At 74.7% G+C, this 19731-nt stretch carries 16 protein-coding genes; 8 read left to right on the top strand and 8 right to left on the bottom strand.

The features are described 5' to 3' along the window. Positions 1-131: 131 nt before the first annotated feature. A complete protein-coding gene (locus ACQEVC_RS19145; RefSeq protein ID WP_432879284.1) occupies positions 132-1271 on the bottom strand; it encodes a glycerate kinase family protein in 1140 nt (379 codons plus the stop codon). Positions 1272-1340: 69 nt separating this feature from the next. Here ACQEVC_RS19145 and nadA point away from each other — a divergent pair, with 69 nt between their 5' ends. The 3 genes from nadA to ACQEVC_RS19130 all read left to right on the top strand — a co-directional run bounded on the left by nadA (position 1341) and on the right by ACQEVC_RS19130 (position 4914). Beyond that, positions 1341-2510, top strand: coding sequence for a quinolinate synthase NadA (gene nadA / locus ACQEVC_RS19140; protein ID WP_432879281.1), 1170 nt, complete (start codon positions 1341-1343; stop codon positions 2508-2510). A gap of 259 nt (positions 2511-2769) precedes the next feature. After that, positions 2770-4125 (top strand): UDP-N-acetylglucosamine 1-carboxyvinyltransferase, encoded by a 1356-nt coding sequence (gene murA, locus ACQEVC_RS19135; protein ID WP_432879278.1) that lies wholly within the window; start codon positions 2770-2772, stop codon positions 4123-4125. A gap of 180 nt (positions 4126-4305) precedes the next feature. Then, a complete protein-coding gene (locus ACQEVC_RS19130; RefSeq protein WP_318394320.1) occupies positions 4306-4914 on the top strand; it encodes a DUF3043 domain-containing protein in 609 nt (202 codons plus the stop codon). Positions 4915-5156: 242 nt separating this feature from the next. Here the strand turns inward: ACQEVC_RS19130 and ACQEVC_RS19125 are convergent, their stop codons facing one another. Together ACQEVC_RS19125 and ACQEVC_RS19120 are read right to left on the bottom strand one after the other, a co-directional pair. After that, on the bottom strand, positions 5157-5465 hold the full coding sequence (locus ACQEVC_RS19125) for an AzlD domain-containing protein (RefSeq protein ID WP_432879274.1): 309 nt from the start codon (positions 5463-5465) through the stop codon (positions 5157-5159). Positions 5466-5559: 94 nt separating this feature from the next. Continuing rightward, positions 5560-6264: an AzlC family ABC transporter permease gene (locus ACQEVC_RS19120; RefSeq protein WP_432879271.1), complete on the bottom strand. Its 705-nt coding sequence runs from the start codon at positions 6262-6264 to the stop codon at positions 5560-5562. A 54-nt stretch (positions 6265-6318) separates the two neighbouring features. Here ACQEVC_RS19120 and ACQEVC_RS19115 point away from each other — a divergent pair, with 54 nt between their 5' ends. Further along, positions 6319-6891 (top strand): helix-turn-helix domain-containing protein, encoded by a 573-nt coding sequence (locus ACQEVC_RS19115; protein WP_432879268.1) that lies wholly within the window; start codon positions 6319-6321, stop codon positions 6889-6891. 33 nt (positions 6892-6924) lie between these two features. On the opposite strand, the gene ACQEVC_RS19110 is transcribed toward ACQEVC_RS19115, so the two are convergent. From ACQEVC_RS19110 to ACQEVC_RS19100, 3 genes are read right to left on the bottom strand one after another with little or no spacing between them, the layout of a single operon-like run. Beyond that, positions 6925-7926: an ABC transporter ATP-binding protein gene (locus ACQEVC_RS19110; protein ID WP_432879266.1), complete on the bottom strand. Its 1002-nt coding sequence runs from the start codon at positions 7924-7926 to the stop codon at positions 6925-6927. Further along, positions 7923-8744 (bottom strand): ABC transporter permease, encoded by an 822-nt coding sequence (locus ACQEVC_RS19105; protein ID WP_432879263.1) that lies wholly within the window; start codon positions 8742-8744, stop codon positions 7923-7925. Before ACQEVC_RS19105 ends, ACQEVC_RS19110 begins: the two co-directional genes overlap by 4 nt. Further along, positions 8737-9591, bottom strand: a complete 855-nt coding sequence (locus ACQEVC_RS19100; protein WP_432879260.1) for an ABC transporter permease — start codon at positions 9589-9591, stop codon at positions 8737-8739. The genes ACQEVC_RS19105 and ACQEVC_RS19100 overlap by 8 nt, the downstream gene beginning before the upstream one ends. 214 nt (positions 9592-9805) lie before the next feature. Between ACQEVC_RS19100 and ACQEVC_RS19095 the strand changes: the two genes are divergently transcribed. Beyond that, positions 9806-14284, top strand: a complete 4479-nt coding sequence (locus ACQEVC_RS19095) for a WG repeat-containing protein (protein WP_432879258.1) — start codon at positions 9806-9808, stop codon at positions 14282-14284. 64 nt (positions 14285-14348) lie between these two features. Further along, positions 14349-15347: an aldo/keto reductase family protein gene (locus ACQEVC_RS19090; protein WP_432879255.1), complete on the top strand. Its 999-nt coding sequence runs from the start codon at positions 14349-14351 to the stop codon at positions 15345-15347. Positions 15348-15449: 102 nt separating this feature from the next. Here the strand turns inward: ACQEVC_RS19090 and ACQEVC_RS19085 are convergent, their stop codons facing one another. After that, positions 15450-16247: a site-2 protease family protein gene (locus ACQEVC_RS19085; RefSeq protein ID WP_432879253.1), complete on the bottom strand. Its 798-nt coding sequence runs from the start codon at positions 16245-16247 to the stop codon at positions 15450-15452. A gap of 5 nt (positions 16248-16252) precedes the next feature. Then, complete coding sequence (locus tag ACQEVC_RS19080; protein WP_318394310.1) at positions 16253-16453, bottom strand: hypothetical protein; 201 nt, start codon at positions 16451-16453, stop codon at positions 16253-16255. A gap of 150 nt (positions 16454-16603) precedes the next feature. On the opposite strand from ACQEVC_RS19080, the gene ACQEVC_RS19075 reads away from it, so the two are divergent. Both ACQEVC_RS19075 and ACQEVC_RS19070 read left to right on the top strand, forming a co-directional pair. Beyond that, positions 16604-18895, top strand: coding sequence for a bifunctional adenosylcobinamide kinase/adenosylcobinamide-phosphate guanylyltransferase (locus tag ACQEVC_RS19075; RefSeq protein ID WP_432879249.1), 2292 nt, complete (start codon positions 16604-16606; stop codon positions 18893-18895). Further along, positions 18888-19658, top strand: coding sequence for an adenosylcobinamide-GDP ribazoletransferase (locus ACQEVC_RS19070; RefSeq protein WP_432879247.1), 771 nt, complete (start codon positions 18888-18890; stop codon positions 19656-19658). The genes ACQEVC_RS19075 and ACQEVC_RS19070 overlap by 8 nt, the downstream gene beginning before the upstream one ends. The last annotated feature ends 73 nt before the right edge of the window (positions 19659-19731 follow it).

The following is a 19731-nucleotide window of genomic DNA, read 5'->3' as shown; positions in this document are numbered from 1 at the left end:
CCCGGTATGCCGGATCGTCTCGGCCGCCCCGACGAGTGTGACGAACACCCCGATGCGTCCCGCCGGTCCGGTCCCCGTCACCGGCCCGGTCCCGCCGGGGCGGGGCCTGATCGGGACCGGCGACCGCCCGATCAGCGGCTCCACTGCCCGGCCAGCCGGGCCGCCAGCGCCCGCAGGCCCTCCGCCGGCCGGCTCATCGCCCGCTCGGCGCCACCGTGCGGCTCCCCGCCGAAGTGGTCGACCAGGCTGTGCGTCTCGGTCACCCCGGCCGCCGCCGACTCCCGCCGCCCGGCGCTGACCCGACCGGCCAGCACCACGCAGGGCACCCCCCGGTCCCGGGCCGCCCCAGCCACCCCGGCAACCACCTTGCCGCGCAGCGACTGGTGGTCGAAGGAACCCTCCCCGGTGATCACCAGGTCGGCCTCGTCGTAGGCGGCGTCCAGCCCGGTCATCCGGGTGACCAGGTCGATGCCGGACTCGCACCGGCCGCCCAGGGCGAGCAGCGCCGCGCCGAGACCGCCGGCCGCGCCGGCACCGGGCAGCCCGGCCAGCCCGGGTGGGCAGCCGGGCAGGTCGCGCTCCAGCACCTCGGCGAACCGCCGCAACGCGTCGTCGAGCAGGAGTACGTCCTCCCTGGTCGCACCCTTCTGTGGGCCGAAGACGTTCGACGCGCCGGTCAGCCCGGTCAGCGGGTTGTCGACGTCGGTCGCCGCGACCAGGTCCATCCCGCGCGTCTGGGGCCGTCCGGTCAGCCCGGCAACGGCGAGCAGCGCGGCTCCGCCGTACGGGAGGGCCCGCCCTGCGGCGTCCACCGGTACGGCGTTCAGCGCTGCCAGCAGCCCCGCGCCAGCGTCGTTCACGGCCGAGCCGCCCAGCCCGACGACGGCGCGCCGGGCCCCGGCCTCGGCGGCGGTGCCGAGCAGCGCGCCGAGGCCGTACGAGGTGGCCCGCCTCGGGTCACGCTCGTGCGGGGCGAGCAGGTGCAGCCCGCACGCCTGGGCGCTCTCCACGTACGCCGTACCGCCGTCGGCGGTGAGCAGGATCTCCCCGTCGACCGGCCGGCCCAGCGGGTCGACGGTCGACACCGGCACCCGGCGACCGGGCAGGGCGGCGGCGAGCACCTCGACGAAGCCCGGCCCGCCGTCGGAGAGTGGCCGCAGCACCAGGTCGTCGCCGGGAGCCACCTCCCGCCACCCGTCCCGGACCGCCTCGGCCACCTCGGACGCGGAGAGGGTCCCGGCGAACTTGTCCGGACAGATCAGGATCCGCATGGATCACGAGTGTGGCAGGCCACATCGGTGCGGCCGGAAAGCGGCCCCCGCTGTGAAAACATGGGGTACGTGACTTCGACGTGGGTAGAGCCGTCCAGCACCGCAACCGCCCTGCTGCTGCTCGGCCGGGGCGCCGACCCGGCCAGCGAGCGCGGGGTGGACTGTCCCGGTGAGCTGCCGCCGCCGAGCGACCCGAACCTGGTCGCCCGGGCCAGGGCGGCGAAGGCGGCGCTCGGTGACCGGGTGTTCGTGCTCGGCCACCACTACCAGCGCGACGAGGTCATCCAGTTCGCCGACGTGACCGGCGACTCGTTCAAGCTCGCCCGCGAGGCGGCGGCCCGGCCGGACGCGGAGTACATCGTCTTCTGCGGCGTGCACTTCATGGCCGAGAGCGCGGACATCCTCACCACCGACGCCCAGCGGGTGGTGCTGCCCGACCTGGCCGCCGGCTGCTCGATGGCGGACATGGCGGCGCTGCCGCAGGTCGAGGCCGCCTGGGAGGCGCTGGAGGAGCTGGGTGTCGCCGGCTCGACAGTGCCGGTGACCTACATGAACTCGTCCGCCGACATCAAGGGCTTCGTCGGGCGCAACGGCGGGGTGGTCTGCACCTCGTCCAACGCGGAGCGGGCGCTGCGCTGGGCGTTCGAGCGCGGGCAGCGGGTGCTCTTCCTCCCCGACCAGCACCTGGGCCGGAACACGGCGGTGCTGAAGATGGGCCTGGACGCCGACGACTGCGTGCTCTACGACCCGCACAAGCCGGGCGGTGGACTGACCGCCAAGCAACTCCGGGAAGCCAAGATGATCCTGTGGCGGGGGCACTGCTCGGTGCACGGCCGGTTCACCAGGAGCAGCGTGGACGAGGTCCGGATGCGGGTGCCCGGGGTGAACGTGCTGGTCCATCCCGAGTGCCGGTACGACGTGGTGACCGCGGCCGACCACGTCGGCTCGACGGAGTACATCATCAACGCCATCGAGGCGGCGCCGGCCGGTTCGGCCTGGGCGGTCGGCACCGAGCTGAACCTGGTCCGCCGGCTGGCCAACGCCCACCCGGACAAGCAGGTCATGTTCCTGGACCGGACCGTCTGCTACTGCTCCACGATGAACCGGATCGACCTGCCGCACCTGGTCTGGTCGCTGGAGGAGCTGGTCGCCGGCCGGGTGCCGAACCAGATCACCGTGGACCGGGACACGGCGCACCACGCCCGGGTGGCGCTGGACCAGATGCTGGCCCTGCCGTAGCGGACGCAGACGACTACCGAGGGTAATCGCCGGGGTACGAATTCCTGCCGCTGTCCCCGTTTCGTGCCATCCGTCGCACTGTGACCGCTCCTTTTCCGTAACCGAGCGCTATGCTGCCCGGGGCCGTGACAGAGTCCGGGCCGGAGGGCGCGACCCGCGCCGTGCCGGCCGGGCCACGGGGCGACGGCTGTGTGGACCGGATGGTTCACCCTCGCGGACAGCATCGACGTAGAGCAGCATCGACCCGCTGGAGGTTGCGTTGACCGACGACGTCCTGGTCGTACACGGAGGTACGCCCCTTTCCGGGCAGATCCGAGTGCGCGGCGCGAAGAATCTCGTCTCCAAGGCGATGGTCGCCGCCCTGCTCGGCGACGAGCCGAGCCGGCTCTTCGACGTGCCGCGGATCCGCGACGTCGAGGTGGTCCGTGGCCTGCTCGAACTGCACGGCGTGAAGGTCACCGACGGCGCCGACGACGGCGAACTGGTCTTCGACCCGGCCAACGTCGAGAGCGCCAGCACGGACGAGATCAACGTGCACGCCGGATCGAGCCGGATCCCGATCCTGTTCTGCGGTCCGCTGCTGCACCGGCTCGGCCACGCTTTCATCCCCGATCTGGGCGGCTGCCACATCGGCCCCCGGCCGATCGACTTCCACATCCAGGCACTGCGGCAGTTCGGCGCGGTGGTGGACAAGACGCCGGAGGGGATGCACCTGACCGCCCCGTCCGGCCTGCACGGCACCAAGTTCGAGCTGCCGTACCCGAGCGTGGGCGCCACCGAGCAGGTGCTGCTGACCGCGGTGCTCGCCGAGGGCGTCACCGAGCTGCGCAACGCGGCCGTCGAGCCGGAGATCATCGACCTGATCTGCGTACTCCAGAAGATGGGCGCGATCATCAAGGTGCACACCGACCGGGTGATCGAGGTGCAGGGCGTGGCCCGGCTGGGCGGTTACACCCACCGGCCGATCCCGGACCGGATCGAGGCGGCGAGCTGGGCCGCCGCCGCGCTGGCCACCGGTGGCCGGGTGGAGGTGCTCGGCGCCGAGCAGGCCGACATGATGACCTTCCTCAACGTGTTCCGCTCGGTCGGCGGGGCGTACGAGGTCACCGACACCCGGCCGCCCCGGGCCGGTCAGCCGGGCCAGGAGGGCGGGATCCGGTTCTGGCACCCCGGCGGCGAGCTGCGGGCGGTGGCGCTGGAGACCGACGTGCACCCGGGGTTCATGACCGACTGGCAGCAGCCGCTGGTGGTGGCACTCACCCAGGCCCGGGGCCTGTCGATCGTGCACGAGACCGTGTACGAGCAGCGGCTCGGCTACACCGAGGCGCTGAACAAGATGGGCGCCACCATCCAGGTCTACCGGGACTGCCTCGGCGGTACGCCCTGCCGGTTCGGCCGCCGCAACTTCAAGCACTCCGCGGTGATCGCCGGGCCGTCGAAGCTGCACGCCGCCGACCTGGTGATCCCCGACCTGCGGGCCGGGTTCAGCCACCTGATCGCCGCGCTGGCGGCCGAGGGCACCTCGCGGGTCTACGGGGTGGATTTGATCAACCGGGGCTACGAGGACTTCGAGGCCAAACTCGCCGACCTCGGCGCGCACGTCGAGCGCCCGTAACCGGCGCACGGGAGACCCGTGGGGGTGGACGCGGAGACCCGTGGGGGTGGACGCGGGCGCCGGTAGCCAGCGGACCGGATGCCAGGTGAGACCCTGCTCACCCGGCGTCCGGGCGGCAGCGGCCGGCGGTAGGCGTACCGCGAGGTGCGGGGCGGGTCGCGGGTTGGCTACCCTTGCCCCGTGCCGTCGCTGTTTCGCCGCAAGCCCACCGACCTCGTCGAGGACGCCACCGCTCAGGTGACCCCCGACGAGGAGTCCGCGCCCGCCCGCCCCCGGGGCTACACCCCGAGCAAGAAGGAGTTGGGCAAGGAGACTCCGAAGCGCCCGAGCGCCGGTCGGCGGGTGGCCGGCGACGCGAAGCCGCTCACCAAGCAGGAGGCCCGGGAGCGGCGCCGGCAGTTGCGGGCCGAGTCGGCGGCCGAGTTCCGCCGGGAGGGCGGTCCCCGGGACCGGGCTCCCGAGCGCGGGCTGGCCCGCGACGTGGTGGACTCCCGGCGTACGGTCGGGACCTGGTTCTTCGGCGGCGCCCTGGTGGTGCTGATCGGTTCGGCCAACACCATGCCTCCGGAGGTGCGGTTCGCCTCCAACCTGCTCTGGGGCCTGCTGGCCATCGCCCTGGTGGTGGACTCGGTGTTGATCTCGCGGAAGATCAAGAAGCTGGTCCGGCAGCGGTTCCCCAAGACCGACCAGCGGATGGGCTCGCTCTACGTCTACGCGATCATGCGCTCCATCACCTTCCGCCGGATGCGTGCCCCGGTCCCCCGGGTCAACCTCGGCGACGCGATCTGAGTCTCGGCCCCACTTCGGCACGACGTCGGCGCCCTGCGTACGGGCGATCTGCGGACGCCCAGATCGGCGGACATGCGATCTGCGGGCGCCAGATCTGTGGACGGGCGATCTGCGTGCGCCAGATCTGCGGACGGGCGATCTGCGGACGGGCGATCTGTGGACGCGACCTGCCGCGGCCGGGTCTGGAGCCCTCTCTCGCGGTCGTCGCCGGCCAGCCGGAGCATCCGCCTCGGCCCGACCGGTCACGGGACGCCGAGCAGGCGGAGCAGGGCCGCCGTACCGGCCGCCGCGACCACCACCGCGACGAACGGGGCACGGCGCCAGGCCAGCACGGCACCGACGAGTACCCCGGCCGGTCGGGCGAAGCCGGCGAACGCGCCGGCCTCGGTCAGCGCCGCCGTCACCGCCAGCGCCGCGAGCAGGGCCGCGGCCGCGATCGGCAGCAGCCGGCTCACCCCGTCGGGCAGGGCCAGCCGGTCCCGCAGCACCACTCCGGAGAGCCGCAGGGCGTACGTGCCGACGGCCAGGGCCAGGATCACCGCGATCAGCATCCGCGCTCCCCGGGTCGACGGTCCGGTGCCTCCTGCTGCACGGGACCGGGTCGACGGTCCGGTGGCGGCGGCGACCCGTGCGCGGCCGGGCCGGTCAGCACGGCCGCTCCCGAGGTCGCCGGGGCAGTAGCAGTACGGCCAGGCCGGCCAGGGCCAGCAGCACCGGCAGGCCGGCCGGCAGCACGGGGGTGACCAGCAGCGCGATCGCCGCGCCGGCCAGGGCCACCCGACGGGTCTGCGGGTCGCGCAGCGCGGGCAGCAGCAGGGCGAGCAGCCCGGCCGGAAACGCGGCGTCCAGCCCCAACCGGAGCGGGTCGCCGACCCGGCTGGCCAGTAGCACCCCGAGCAGGGTACCGGCGTTCCAGGCCAGGAAGAGCAGGGTCCCGGCCAGCCAGAACGCCCGGCGCCGGCCGGCCCGGTCGGGTTGGGCCAGCGCGAACGCGGTGACCTCGTCGGTCATCAGGTGGCTGCCGACCAGCCGGTGCCGCCAGCGCCGCCCGAGGACGTCCCCGAGGGCCAGCCCGAACGGCAGGTGCCGGGCGTTGAGCAGCAGTCCGGCGAAGACCGCCGCGACGGGGCTGCCGGCCGCGATCAGCCCGACCGCGATGAACTGGGCACCGCCGGCGTACAGCAGCGTGGACATCGCGACGATCGCCGGGACCGGGAGGCCGGCCGCGAGTGCCACGGCGCCGAAGGAGGCGCCGATCGCCACCATCGCGACGGCGATCGCGCCGATGTCGCGGAGTAGGGCCCGGACCGGCACCGGATCGGGTGTCGGTGTTCGGTTTGCCGTACGCATGGTTCAGAATAATGAACACCTACGACACGTTCGTCAACCCGAACGGATGGACCGATGGACCGAACGCAATCCCGTTCCGACGGCTCCCCGGTGCCCGCCATCGCCGCCGCGCTGCGCCGGGAACGGGAACGCGCGGGCATCTCGCTGGCGGAACTGGCCCGCCGGGCCGGGATCGCCAAGTCGACCCTGTCCCAGCTCGAGGCCGGCAACGGAAACCCCAGCGTCGAGACGGTCTGGGCACTCGGGGTCGCCCTCGGCGTACCGTTCAGCCGGCTGGTCGAGCAGCCCCCGCCGGCGGTACGGGTGATCCGGGCCGGGCACGGGCCCGGGCTGCGCTCGCAGCAGGCCGAGTTCACCGGCACGCTGCTGGCCGCCGGCGCACCGCAGGTACGCCGGGACATCTACCTGATCGAACTCGAACCGGGCCAGGTACGCGACGCCGAGCCGCACATCCCGGGCAGCGTGGAGCATCTGGTGGTGGCCGCCGGCCGGCTGCGTACCGGACCGGCGGCCGACCCGGTCGAACTCGGTCCGGGCGACTACGTCACGTTTCCGGGCGACGTCCCGCACCGCTACGAGGCGCTCGCCCCCGGCACCTTCGCCGTACTCGTGATGGAGCACCCCTGACACCAGGCGTGACGGAGCACCCCTGAGACCGGGTCAGTGCCCGCCGGTGTCGACCGGGGCGGGCGCCCGGTAGAGCCGGGCGACGACGTCCTCGATGTCCGGCTCCACGATGGCGATGTCCCGCAGCGCGGCGACCCGGGCCAGCCCGGCCACCACGTCGGAGGCGGTCGCCGACTCGCAGGCGAAGACCAGCCGCCGTCCGTCGGCCTCGGCGCGCAGCAGCGGCGCACCGGGCAGCACCGGCGGCTCGGCCAGTGGCTCGTCGAGGTCGGCGACCACCTGCCGGCGCGAGCCGTACCGCGAGTGCAGCGCCTCGATCGACCCGTCGTGCACCACCCGGCCGTGGTCGATCACCACCAGCCGCCGGCAGAGCCGCTCGATGTCGGCCAGGTCGTGTGTGGTCAGCACCAGGGTGGTGTCGCCGGCCGCGCCGAGTTCGGCCAGGAAGGACCGGACCGCCTGCCGGCTCACCACGTCGAGCCCGATCGTCGGCTCGTCCAGGAAGAGCACCTCCGGTCCGTGCAGCAGCGCGGCGGTCAACTCGCCCCGCATCCGCTGCCCGAGCGAGAGCTGCCGCACCGGGACGTCCAGGAACCCGTCCAGGTCGAGTTCCGCCCGGCAGCGGCGCAGCCGGGCGGCGTGCTCGGCCGCCGGCACCCGGTAGACGTGCCGGAGCAGGTCGAAGGAGTCCCGCAGCGGCAGGTCCCACCAGAGCTGCGAGCGCTGCCCGAAGACCACCCCGATGCGCAGCGCCAACCGGGTGCGCTGGGCCACCGGCAGCAGGCCGCAGACGCGTACCTGGCCGGACGAGGGGCTCAGCACCCCGGTCAGCATCTTGAGCGTGGTCGACTTGCCGGCGCCGTTCGGCCCGATGTAGCCGACCATCTCGCCGCGCCGGACCGTGAGGTCTATCCCGTCGACCGCGCCCACCACCCGCTTCGCCCGGCGGAACCGGCCGGCCCGGACGCGTACCACGAACTCCTTGCGCAGTTCGCGGGCCTCGATGACCGGAGCGTCCGGCGGGGTCGCGGTCACGAGCCGGTGCTCCGGTAGTGGCGTACCCCGACCCGCCAGGCCGCGGCGGCGAGCGCGGCCGCCGGCAGCGCCACGCCCGGCGCGGCCCACCCCACCCAGGCCGGCAGGCCGAGCGGGTCGGCCCGGCCGAGCAGCGCCAGTGCCGGGTAGTAGGCCACGAAACCGAACCCCATGCCGTACGCGAAGGCCGCTCGGAACCAGCCACTGTAGACAGTCATCGGGTACGTGGTGAAGTCGCGGCCGCCGTAGGTGAAGGCCGAGCCGACCTCGCCGGAGTCGATCCACCAGAACGACAGCGACGCGGTGGCCACGAAGATCGCGGCGAAGAAGACCGCCCCGGCCAGCGGGGCCAGCACGGCCAGCGCCACCCGCCCCGGCGTCCACGCCAGGTCGGCGGTGGCCAGCGCCACCACCAGTACGCCCGCCCCGAAGACGGCCCGGGACGCCTTGCGCAGCGGCAGGTCCATCAGCAGCAGTTGGGGCAGCGCCCCGAGCGGGCGGACCAGTACCGCGTCCAGCAGCCCGGTCCGGACGTACTGGCGCAGCGCCTCCACGTTGCCGACCGCGAGATCGGCGGTGGCGAAGGCGGCCGACGAGAGGCCCACCATCACCATCGCCTCGGTCCGGTCGAAGCCACCCAGTTCCCGGGTGACCCGGAACAGCACCAGCACGGTGAGCACGTCGAGCGCGGTGGCGCCGACGTTGCTGACCAGGTCGACCACGAACGAGGTGCGGTACGACGCCTGCGACCGGGCCTGCCCGCGCAACAGCGCCAGATAGGCCGGCGCACGCCGCAGCCGGTACGTCCACTCAGCCACCCTGCACCACCAGCCGGTGCTCGGCCCGGCGCTGAACCGTACGGCAGATCAGCAGGACCAGAGCGGCCCAGAGCAGTTGTACGGCCACCATCCCGGCCTGGATCGCCGCACCGTCCCGCTCGACGAGTACGTCCAGCGGGGTCTGCAACAGGCTCGGGAACGGGGTGGCCAGCCAGAGCGGCACGGCGACCCAGTCCGGCAGGAACCGCAGCGGGAAGTAGAGCCCGGCCAGTACGCCGGAGCCGAGGGTCCAGAGGATCATCGCGCCGCGCGCGTCGTGCAGCCAGTACGCGGTCGCGTTCACCAGGAACCGGCAGCCGAAGCAGATCACCACCGCCAGCCCGACGGAGAACAGGAAGAGCGGCACCGTCTGCCAACGGGTCGGCAACGCCAGGTCGAAGAAGAGCAGCCCGGTGACGACCGGCGGGAGGAAGCGGGTCAGCAGGGCGTACCCGGCCCGGCCGAGGTCGGTGGCGAGGTAGCTGACCACCGGATGCACCGGGCGGAGCAGGTCGCTGGCGACCTCGCCGGTGCGGATCCGGTCGGCGAGTTCGGTCCATCGCCAGAGCAGTACCACGGCGAGCAGGCCCTGTCCGACCCAGACGAAGGTGGCCAACTGGGCCCGGCTGTAGCCGCCCGCGACGCCACCGGCGCCGGTGGCGACGGCAAGCAGGACGTAGCAACGCAGGAAGCCGAAGACGGTGTTGGTGAAGGCGCCGGCAAGAGTAGCTTGCCGGTAGGTAGAGTACCGACGAAACCCTGATCCGGTTATCGCAGCAAATGTCCGGAACCATGGGATGATGTTTCGGCTGATGGGTGGTGCCACAGTGGCGGTGACCGAGCCCACGCCGTTACCCTCCTTCCGCGACCACGCTGCACCGAGCCGGGTGACTTTACCCGGAACGCCCGGCTGCCCAGCGAGATTTTTCGACGAGGTGACACCCCGTGAGTGAGCGACGCGAGCCGGCTTTCCCGGCCGCGTCGCGCGCGGTTCGGCGTACCGCTCGCGGCATCGGGTCCCGAGACGGTCGAGGCAGCGGCGTACGGCTCGGAGTGCCGGTATGAGCGGTCGATACTCCGGCCGCTGGGGAGAGGCCGCCGAACCGTCCTGGGTGGTCGAACCGACGGCGGAGTGGGAGCCGCAGTTCCCCGGCCAGCGTTATCCCGGAGACATCGGCCACCAGCGGCGACGCCGGCCGGCCGGCCGGGCACCGGTGCCGACCGGCCGGGCCAAGGTACCGCCGCCGGGTAGCCGCCCCGGCGAGCCGGAGCCGTTCGGCCGTCCCGAGCCGGTCTCCAACGGCCGCCCCGACGCACCGTCGAACGGGCGCCCCGACGCGCCGCCGGGCAGCCGTCCAGAGGCGCCGCCGGGCAGCCGTCCAGAGGCGCCGCCGGGCAGCCGTCCAGAGGCGCCGCCGGGCAGCCGACGCGAGACTCTGCCGAGCGGGCGTACCGGGCAACCCGCCGGTGCGCATCCGTCGGCCCGGGCGGACGGGCCGCCGCGCGAGACGCGTACCGGACGGCTCGACCGCTGGGACAGCCGATCCCCCGGCTGGAACCCGCCGCCCGGCTCCCGGGACACCGGCCCCGACTCCTGGGACCAACCGTCGAACGGACGTGGCCGGCCACCGGTCGAGCACCGCACCGGCGGTTCGGTGCCGGTCGGCCGGGACGACCGGCGGCCGCCCGGTGCCGGCGAGCCCGGACCGCGCGGAGGTCGCGGCGAGAGCGGGTTCGCCGGTGGCCGGGCCGCGTCGCAGCACGATCCGCACCGCTCCGGCGACGACCGGCCGGGTCGCTCGGCCGGTGCACCGGAGCGGCGCGGACGGTGGCTCACCGGGCCGGCGTCCGAGGAGACCCAGCCGCTGCCGGACCGGCGCCCGACGCCCACCGACGGCCGGCCCGGACCTCGGGACGGCCGGGGCCGGGTCGGGCCGGGCGGACGTCCGGCGATGCCGGCGGCGTTCGACGGCTCCCCCGGCCCCGAGCGGGGTGCTCCCGGACAGGACCGAACCGACGGTTGGGCGGCCCGGTCCGGCGGCCAGCCGCATCCGGGGAGCCGCGAGGCACCCCCGGGCCGCACCCCGCCCCGGGCCCGGCCCGACCGCCCCGGCTCCGAGCCTCCGGTCCGGCGCCCCGCCGCCGGACCGTCCGGTGCACCCAGTTGGCCAGCCCAGCGCGGCCCGGGCCAGGAGCCGCGCGAGGGCCGGCGCTTCCCCGATCTGGGTTCCGGCCGTCCACCGGTACGCGACCCGCGCGGCACCGATCCGGCCACCCGGCCGGGCCCGGTGCCCCGGGGTGACCGGGTCGGGCCGACTCCGCCCGGCGTCGACCGGCCCGCCGCCGAGCTGGCACCGGGATACGGGCGACCGGACCGGACGCCGGTCTCGGGTGCCGACCGGGTCCCACCGCGCACCGGCCGGCCGGACGACGCACCGGTCCGCCCGGACCGGGTCGCCGAGTACCCCGCCGTCGCCGCCCGACCGGCCAGCCCGACCGACCGGGTCGGCCCGACCGCACCGCCCAGGACCGGAGAACCGCCCAGGACCGGAGAACCGCCCAGGACCGGAGAACCGCCCAGGACCGGGGAACCGCCCAGGACCGGAGAACCGGCCCGGGCCGCCGAACAGCCTCGCCCGGTCGAGCCCGCCCGGCGGATCGAGCCCGCTCACCCGGTCGAGCCGGTACGCCGGGTCGAGCAGTCCCGGCCGATCGAGCCCCGCCCGATCGACGCCGGCCGCCCGGTGGAGCCACCCCGTCCCGTCGAGCCACCGCGCCCCGTTGGGTCGACCCGGCCGGTGGAGCCACCGCGCCCGGTCGAGTCGACCCGCCCGGCCGAACCACCCCGTCCCGTCGAACCACCGCGCCCGGTCGAGTCGACCCGGCCGGTCGAACCACCCCGACCCGTCGAACCACCCCGACCCGTCGAGGCAACCCGACCGGCCGAACGACCCCGGCCGGTCGAGCCGCAGCGCCCCGTCGAGCCACCCCGTCCGGTGGAGGTGGCCCGGGCCGCCGAGGCACCGCGCCCGGTCGGGCCGCCCCGACCCGTGGAGCCAGCCCGGCCCGCCGACCCGACCCGGCCAGCCGAGGCGGGCCGTACGGTCGAGCCGCCCCGAAGCGCCGAACCGAACCGGCAGGTCGAACCGCCCCGGCAGGTCGAGCCGGGGCCGTGGCTCACACCGCCCCCGGCCGAGCCGGCGGCCTCTGCGGAGCCACCGCGCGAACGGGCCGCGGGCTGGCTGACCCCGGCCGCACCGTCGGATCCGGCTCCCCGGCCGCCCCGACAGCCGTCCGCCGACGAGACCGGCCAGCGCCCGCCGGTCACGCCACCCCCGACCACGGGCCTGCGGCTGGAGTTCCTGCCCGCACCGACGCCCGCCGGCACCCCGTCCCCGACCACGCCCGCCGAGTCGACCACGCCCGCCAGCCCGCCCCCGGGGTCAGCGGTCGGGACGGACACCGGCGGGCCGGTCGAACCAGCCGCCGCCACCCCGGTGGCGGGTACCGTCATCGAACCCGCCTCGCCCGTCCCCTCGTCCGGTCCTCCGATCGAACCGGCCGACGCCGGGCCCGTGCCGGAGACCGGGCGGGCCACCGATCCGAGTGAGACTTCCGTACCCTCCATGCCAAAGACCGGACCTGTCGCGGACCACACCACAGTCGGACCGCTCACCGATGCCGCCCTGGCGGCCCCCTCCCCCACCGAGCCGGGCACCGACGCGGCCTCGGCCGCCGACGACAGCGCCGGCACAGCGGACCAGCCGCGCGACGGCGACCCGGAGCTGACGGTCGACGCCGGGGCACCGGCGGACGACCCGGCACCCGACGGCGCGCCGCCCCCGGACGACGCCCCGGCGGACGGGCCGGCGGAGACCGCGCCGCCGGTCCCGGCGGCCGCCGCCGACCCGCCGGACGCGGCACCCAGCTCCGGCCCGCCGGCCGCACCGACCTCCGGACCCCCGGTGGCCGCCTCGGCGTCCGGAGCGCCCGCCGCCGCACCCACCTCCGGGCCGCCGGCCAGCGCGCCCACCTCCGGACCCCCACTGGCCACCTCGCCGCCGGGCTCGCCGGTCGTCGAGGCCAGCCCCGACACCGTGCTGCCGACCGGGCCGGCGGCCGGGGCGGCGACCGCGCTGAGCGCGCCCACCATGCTCACCCCGATCATCCGACCGGGCGGAAAACGAGGGCCGGCCGAGCCGGAACCCGCCGACGTCCCGGCGGAGCCCGCGGCCACCGACCCGGAACAGGTGCTGGCGTCGTACGAGTGGCGGTTCCACCACGAGACCCTGCGGGAGCTGGTCGAGGATCCCGAGTCGCTGCGGGCGATCCGGGACCGGTTGACGGAGAAGCTCGAACCGGCGAAGGACAACGGCACCCGGGCCCGGCTGCTGAGCCTGCGGGCGGTGGTCTCCCGCATCCTCGGCGACCTCGGCAAGGCGCTCTCCGACGGCAAGCTGGCGCTGGCACACGCGGAGGCGACCGGCCAGTTGCGGCGGATCGCGATCGCGCAGGCCCGGCTGGCGCACGTACTCCAGTGGCGGGGGGACTTCGCCGAAGCGGACCGGCTCTTCGAGGAGGCGAACTCCTCCGAGCTGCCGGACCGGCTGCGGGCCACCATGCACGAGCACGCCGGACGGTCCTGCTACGACCAGGGCCGCTACATGGAAGCCTGCAACCACTTCGAGAAGGCGCTGGAGTTGCGCAAGGTCGAGGACCCGGACCTGATCGCCCGGACCGAACTCGCGCTCGACGCCGTCTTCAACAAGGTCGCACAGAACGGCTGGGGCCCGTACCCGCGCGACCGGGACGAGATCCTCCAGGTGCACCGGCCACCGGTGCCGAAGTTCAGCGAGAAGGTGCAGCGCTGGGGGTACGCCGACCCCGACGGCCAGCTCGCGATCGCGCCGAGCTACGCCGACGTGCAGCCGTTCCGGGACGGGGTGGCCTGGGTACGCCGGCCTGAGACCCGCACCTGGGAGCTGATCGACGAAACCGGTGAGCTGCTGATCGAGGCGTCGACCGGATATCTCGGCGTCGGATCCTTCTCCGACGGGCTGGCCTGGGTGTCCCGGGACGGCACCGGCGGCTGGATCGCGATCGACAAGTCCAACAAGGTGGTCATCCCGGCCGGCTTCGAGGACGTACGCCCGTTCCGGCGCGGTGTCGCCGCCGTCCGGCGGGGCGGCTGGGGCGCGGTCGACCGGAACGGCAAGGTGGTGCTGCCGACCCGCTACACCGGCTTCACCACCGCGCTCACCGACGGCCGGTACGTCGACGGGTTCACCGACGAGGGGCTGGCGATCGTCGACGCGGGCGGGCGCAAGGGCGTGGTGGACCGGTCCGGGCAGGTACTGGTCGCGCCGGCCCACCCGGCGCTGGTGATCCATCCGGTCGCGTTCCTGATCGGCAACGGCGCCGGGCAGTGGGGTGCGCTGGACCGCCGGGGCGAGCCGCTGATCGACGCGGTGCACCCGAGCCGGAACGACGTGATGGAGGAGATCGACCGGCTGCTCGCCGACACCAAGCCCGTGCTGTGATCTGGGTACCTCGCCCGGTCGCCCAACCTGATCCACTCGGGGTACGAGGACTAGGGTCAGAGGTATGGAATTCCGACACCTTGGCCGCTCGGGCCTGCTGATCAGCGAGATCGCGTACGGAAACTGGATCACCCACGGCTCCCAGATCGAGGAGGAGGCCGCGCTGGACTGCGTACGCGCGGCTCTGGACGTCGGCATCACCACCTTCGACACCGCCGACGTGTACGCCGGCACCAAGGCGGAGTCGGTGCTGGGCCGGGCCCTGAAGGGCGAGCGCCGGGAGGGTCTGGAGATCCTCACCAAGGTCTACTGGCCGACCGGTCCGGGTCGGAACGACCGGGGCCTGTCCCGCAAGCACATCATGGAGTCGATCAACGGCTCGCTGCGCCGGCTCCAGACCGACTACGTCGACCTCTACCAGGCGCACCGGTACGACTACTCCACGCCGCTGGAGGAGACGATGGAGGCGTTCGCCGACGTCGTGCACTCCGGCAAGGCGCACTACATCGGCGTCTCGGAGTGGAAGGCGTCCGAGATCCGGGCCGCGCACGAGCTGGCCCGGGAGCTGAAGATCCAGCTCGTCTCGAACCAGCCGCAGTACTCGATGCTGTGGCGGGTCATCGAGGGCGATGTCGTACCGACCAGCCAGGAACTCGGCGTCAGCCAGATCGTCTTCTCGCCGATCGCCCAGGGCGTGCTGACCGGCAAGTACCTGCCCGGCCAGGAGCCGCCGGCCGGTTCCCGCGCGACCGACACCTCCGGCGGGGCGACCTTCATCGCCCGGTTCATGTCCGACGAGGTACTGACCCGGGTGCAGCGGCTCAAGCCGCTCGCCGAGCAGGCCGGCCTCAGCATGGCCCAGCTCGCGGTCGCCTGGGTGCTGCAGAACCCGAACGTCTCCTCGGCGATCATCGGCGCCTCCCGCCCGGAGCAGGTGCAGGACAACGTCAAGGCGGCCGGCGTGAAGCTCGACGCCGAGCTGCTCAAGGCGATCGACGAGATCGTCGAACCGATCACCGAGCGGGACCCGGCCAAGACGCAGAGCCCGGCCCAGCGGCCGTGACCGTGCGGCGGTCCTGACCCCGGCAGGTGCGGCGAAGGCCCCCGCCCGACACGCGCCGACCTGGCACGCGCCGGGCGGGGGCCTTCCGGGTACCGTCCGGGGTCAGCCCTGCCAGAAGCGGATCAGGCGCAGGCCCTCGGCGTAGAGGTAGTCGGGCAGGCCGATCAGGTCGCCGACCGCGAAGACCCCGCCGAAGAACCAGCCGCCGACCCGCGGGTTCCAGAGCAGGGCGAAGAGCAGGATGAAGCCGTACGGCGCCATCAGGTCGTAGCCGCGCCGCCACTGCGGGTTCAACCACGGCTGGAGGACGTTGCCGCCGTCCAGACCCGGCACCGGCAGCAGGTTGAGGATGCTCGCGGTGAGCTGGAGGAAGGCGAGCAGCGCGACCCCGGACCAGAACTCCGGCGCGGCGTTGACGTCCACCCCGATCGCGAACGGCACGACCAGCAGCAGCGCGAACAGCACGTTGGTGGCCGGGCCGGCCAGGCTGACCAGCGAGTGCCGGAGCCGGCCGGGAATCTCGTGCCGGTCCACCCAGACGGCCCCGCCCGGCAGGCCGATGCCGCCGAGCAGCACGACCACCACGGGCAGGATGATCGACAGCAGCGGGTGGCTGTATTTCAGCGGGTTCAGGGTCAGGTAGCCGCGGTGCGCCACTCCCCGGTCACCGGCCCGGTACGCCACCACGGCGTGCGCGTACTCGTGCAGGCAGAGCGAGACCAGCCAGCCCGAGACGACGAAGAGGAAGACGTCGAGCCGGACGTTGCCGAACCCGTTCCACGCCATCGCGCCGCTGGTCACGAAGAGCGCGACCAGGGCCAGGAAGATCGGGCTGGGCCGGAACGCCTCCGGAGGCACGCCGAGGACCAGCCGGTCCCGGCCGCGTTGGTCGAAGTTCATCCCGGTCACTCGGCCGCGGGCAGCAGGCTCATCCGGTACTCCACCCGGTCGTCCTCGACCAGCAGCACCGAGGCGACACCCGCGGCGGCGAGTTCACGCCAGGTCTGGCCGATCCAGGACTCGGCGTCGGCCTGGCTGCTGAACGCCTCGGCCGGTCCGTTCACCGGATCGCCGTCCGCGCCCTCGTACCGCCAGCTCCACGGCATGTCGCGTCTCCCCTCGCCGATCTTCCGCGCCGACAAACCCCCGCCAGCCTAGTCGGCCGGCCGGTGCCAGCCAGCCAGAGCGGTCCGGAGCGATTCCGCACCCCCGCACCTCGCCGCGAGCTGTCCAGCCAAGCGCTCTAAGGTACGGGCATGTCCGTAGACGGGTGGAGCAGGCTCCTGGTGCTGGGCGGGATCCGCTCCGGCAAGTCCGAGTTCGCCGAGTCGCTGCTGAAGGACGTACCGGTTGTCCGTTATGTCGCCACCGCCGCGACCGACCCGGACGACCCGGACTGGACGGCCCGGATCGACGCCCACCGGATCCGCCGGCCGGCGGGCTGGACGACCGAGGAGGCCAACGCCGACCCGTCCCGGCTGGCCGAAGTGATCGCCGGCGCCGGTCCGAACGACACGCTGCTCGTCGACGACCTCGGCGGCTGGGTGACCGTGCTGCTCGACCCGGCGCACCAGCCCGCCGACGACGTCGCCACCATCGGCGAACTCGGCACCGCGATCCGGAACTGCCCGGCCCGGCTGGTGCTGGTCAGCCCCGAGGTGGGGCTCTCGACGGTGCCGGTCACCCCGCTCGGGCGGGCCTTCGCCGACGCGCTCGGCACCACCAACCAGGCGGTCGCGGACGCCTGCGACGCGGTGGTGCTGGTGATCGCCGGGCAACCGGCCTGGTTGAAGGCCGGCGCGGACCGGTCGCCGGCGGTCCCGGCCGGCGCCGGCCAGCCCGGCGTACCGGCGCAGCTCGACCGGGCCGGCGCCGACCGGACCGCCCCGGCCACCTCGGCCTGGACCGACGTGCTGGGCGCGGTGCCGCAGGTACTCCGCCCGACCGTGATCCCGGCACCGGCGGCCGAACCCGCGCCGTCGACACCGACCGGGACCGGGACGGGCTGGACCGCGCCGACCATGGCACTGCCGATGGTCGCCACCGGTCTGGTCATCCAGCCCGGGATGGACCTGCCGATGCCGGACGAGTACGCCGGCCCCGCCGCCGTCGACCGGCTCGGCACGCTCGACCTGCCCGGCAGCGGCCTCGGCCACCTGGACCGGGTGGTCTCGTTCGCCGCCGCCACCCAGGGGACGTCGACGCCGCAGCCCTGGCGCTCGGTCCGGGTGCTGCTGCTGCACGGCGACCACTCCGGCGGTGCCGCCGCGGGCGCGGTCCCTGGCGAGTCCGCCCGCCGCGCCGAGCAGGCCCGGCAGGGCACCGGGCCGATCGCCCGGCTGGCCGCCGAGGCCGGCGCCACCCTCCAGGTGGTCGAGGCACCGCTGTCCCGGCCGATCGAGGAGGGCCCGGCGCTGACCGCCGACGAGGTCGAGGCGGCCCTGCGCTACGGCTGGCGGCTCGCCGAGGAGGCGGTGGACGCGGGGGTGGACCTGCTGGTCCTCGCCGCCTCGGGTGCAGGTACCGAGGCGGCCGCGGCAGCCGTACTGGCCGCCACGGCCGGCGCCGAACCCGCGGCGATACTCGGCCGGGTGGTGACGCTCGGCGGGCGGGTGGACGACGAGGCGTGGATGCAGCGCTGCGCGGCGGTCCGGGACGCGATGCACCGGACCCGGCGCAGCCCCCGGGACGCCAAGGACGTACTCGCCGAACTGGGTGGCGGCGACCTGGCGATCGCCACCGGCGTCCTGCTCGGCGCGACGGCCCGGCGTACCCCGGTGCTGCTGGACGGGCCGGTCGGGGTGGCGGCGGGCCTGGTCAGCCGGGATCTCGCCGGCCAGGCCCGGCACTGGTGCCTGCTACCGGACCACGGCGACCACCCGGCGGTGAAGCTCGGCGCCGACGTGCTCGACCTGAGCCCGTTGCTGGACCTGCGGCTCGGTCTCGGCGAGGGTGGCGCCGCGCTGGCCGCGCTGCCGCTGCTGCGCGCCGCGCTGACCCTCGCCGGTACCCTCCCGGTGCATCCGAGCCTGGCGGGCGGCGAGCCAGCCGAGCCGGCGGGCACCGACCGGACCGATCCGGCGCGCGACGGCTCGCTCCCGCCGGTGCCGGACCCGGCCGAACCGTGGGCACCGGAACCGGCGGCCGACCGCCCCGGACCGGCCGACGACTCCGACCCGGCGCACCCGGACCCGGCCGAACCCTGGACCCCGGAACCGGCGGCCGACCGCCCCGAGCCGGACGACGACTCCCACCCGCCGATGCCGGACCCGGCCGAACCGTGGGCACCGGGCCCGCCGGCCGACCGTCCCGGGCCCGACGACGACACCCCGGACGACGACCAGGAGTTCATCGAGCCGCCACCGGCCGGCCCCGGCCCGACCGCGGTGCCGGACGACACCACCGGGCAACCGGCGACGGACACGCCGCTGCCGGAACAGGCATCGACGGAGGCGCCGCTGCCGGGGCAGCCGGCCACCGGCATCGGGGCGACCGACGACCGGGACGGCGGGCGTCGGGACGGCGCCACCGTGCCACCGGGTGCCTGAGGGCCGGTTCGCGGCCGGCGGCCGGCTGGCGCTGACCACCTTCACCGTCGCACCGCTGCGGGCCGGTCGGGTCGACCGCGCCACCGCCGGTACCGCGATGACCCTGGCCCCGCTGGTCGGCGCGCTGCTCGGGGTACTCCTCGCCGGGGTGCTCGGCGGGCTGGGCGCGCTCGCCCCGCCGCTGGTCGCCGGTGTGGTGACCGTGGCGGTGGCGGCGCTGCTGACCCGGGGGCTGCACCTGGACGGGCTGGCCGACACCGTGGACGCGCTCGGCTCGTACCGCTCCGGGGAAGCCGCGCTGCGGATCATGCGGCAGCCGGACGTCGGCCCGTTCGGGGTGACCGCGCTGCTACTCGTACTCCTGCTCCAGGCCGCCTCGTTCGCGGCGCTGGCGGCCCGGCCGTGGACCGCGCTGCTCGCGACGCTGGCCGCCGGTGCCGCGACCGGTCGGCTGGCGGTTAGCTGGGCCTGCCGGCGCGGTGTCCCGGCGGCCCGCCCGGAAGGGCTCGGCGCGCTGGTCGCCGGCACAGTCGGCCCGGCCGCGCTGGTCGGGCTCTCGGCCGGGGTGGCGCTGCTCGCCGTACCGGCGGTGCCGGACCGCCCCTGGCAGGGCCCGCTCGCGGTCGCCGTGGCGCTGGCCGGCACGCTGCTGCTGGTCCGGCACGTGGTACGCCGGCTCGGCGGCATCACCGGCGACGTGCTCGGCGCAGGCGTCGAACTCGGCAGCACGCTGTTCTACCTCGGTGTCGTGCTGACCGGCTGACCGGGCAGGCGTTCGCGGGTAGCGTTCGCGAAAAGGACACCAGCACGAGTACCAGGCCAACAGGCGGTCGAGC

The sequence above is a fragment of the Plantactinospora sp. CA-294935 genome (assembly GCF_050936445.1).
GTDB lineage: Bacteria > Actinomycetota > Actinomycetes > Mycobacteriales > Micromonosporaceae > Plantactinospora.
The sequence above is the reverse complement of the archived record's forward strand: the minus strand, read 5'-3'. Positions and strand labels throughout refer to the sequence as shown.

Bases quoted from the DNA above. Each gene is read 5' to 3' on its own strand.
- ACQEVC_RS19125 (WP_432879274.1), bottom strand. From the start codon at position 5,465: ATGCTGATCGCGGTGATCCTGGCCCTGGCCGTCGGCACGTACGCCCTG.
- ACQEVC_RS19085 (WP_432879253.1), bottom strand. From the start codon at position 16,247: ATGAACTTCGACCAACGCGGCCGGGACCGGCTGGTCCTCGGCGTGCCT.
- ACQEVC_RS19145 (WP_432879284.1), bottom strand. From the start codon at position 1,271: ATGCGGATCCTGATCTGTCCGGACAAGTTCGCCGGGACCCTCTCCGCG.
- ACQEVC_RS19115 (WP_432879268.1), top strand. From the start codon at position 6,319: ATGGACCGAACGCAATCCCGTTCCGACGGCTCCCCGGTGCCCGCCATC.
- ACQEVC_RS19120 (WP_432879271.1), bottom strand. From the start codon at position 6,264: ATGCGTACGGCAAACCGAACACCGACACCCGATCCGGTGCCGGTCCGG.
- ACQEVC_RS19090 (WP_432879255.1), top strand. From the start codon at position 14,349: ATGGAATTCCGACACCTTGGCCGCTCGGGCCTGCTGATCAGCGAGATC.
- ACQEVC_RS19080 (WP_318394310.1), bottom strand. From the start codon at position 16,453: ATGCCGTGGAGCTGGCGGTACGAGGGCGCGGACGGCGATCCGGTGAAC.
- ACQEVC_RS19095 (WP_432879258.1), top strand. From the start codon at position 9,806: ATGAGCGGTCGATACTCCGGCCGCTGGGGAGAGGCCGCCGAACCGTCC.
- ACQEVC_RS19075 (WP_432879249.1), top strand. From the start codon at position 16,604: ATGTCCGTAGACGGGTGGAGCAGGCTCCTGGTGCTGGGCGGGATCCGC.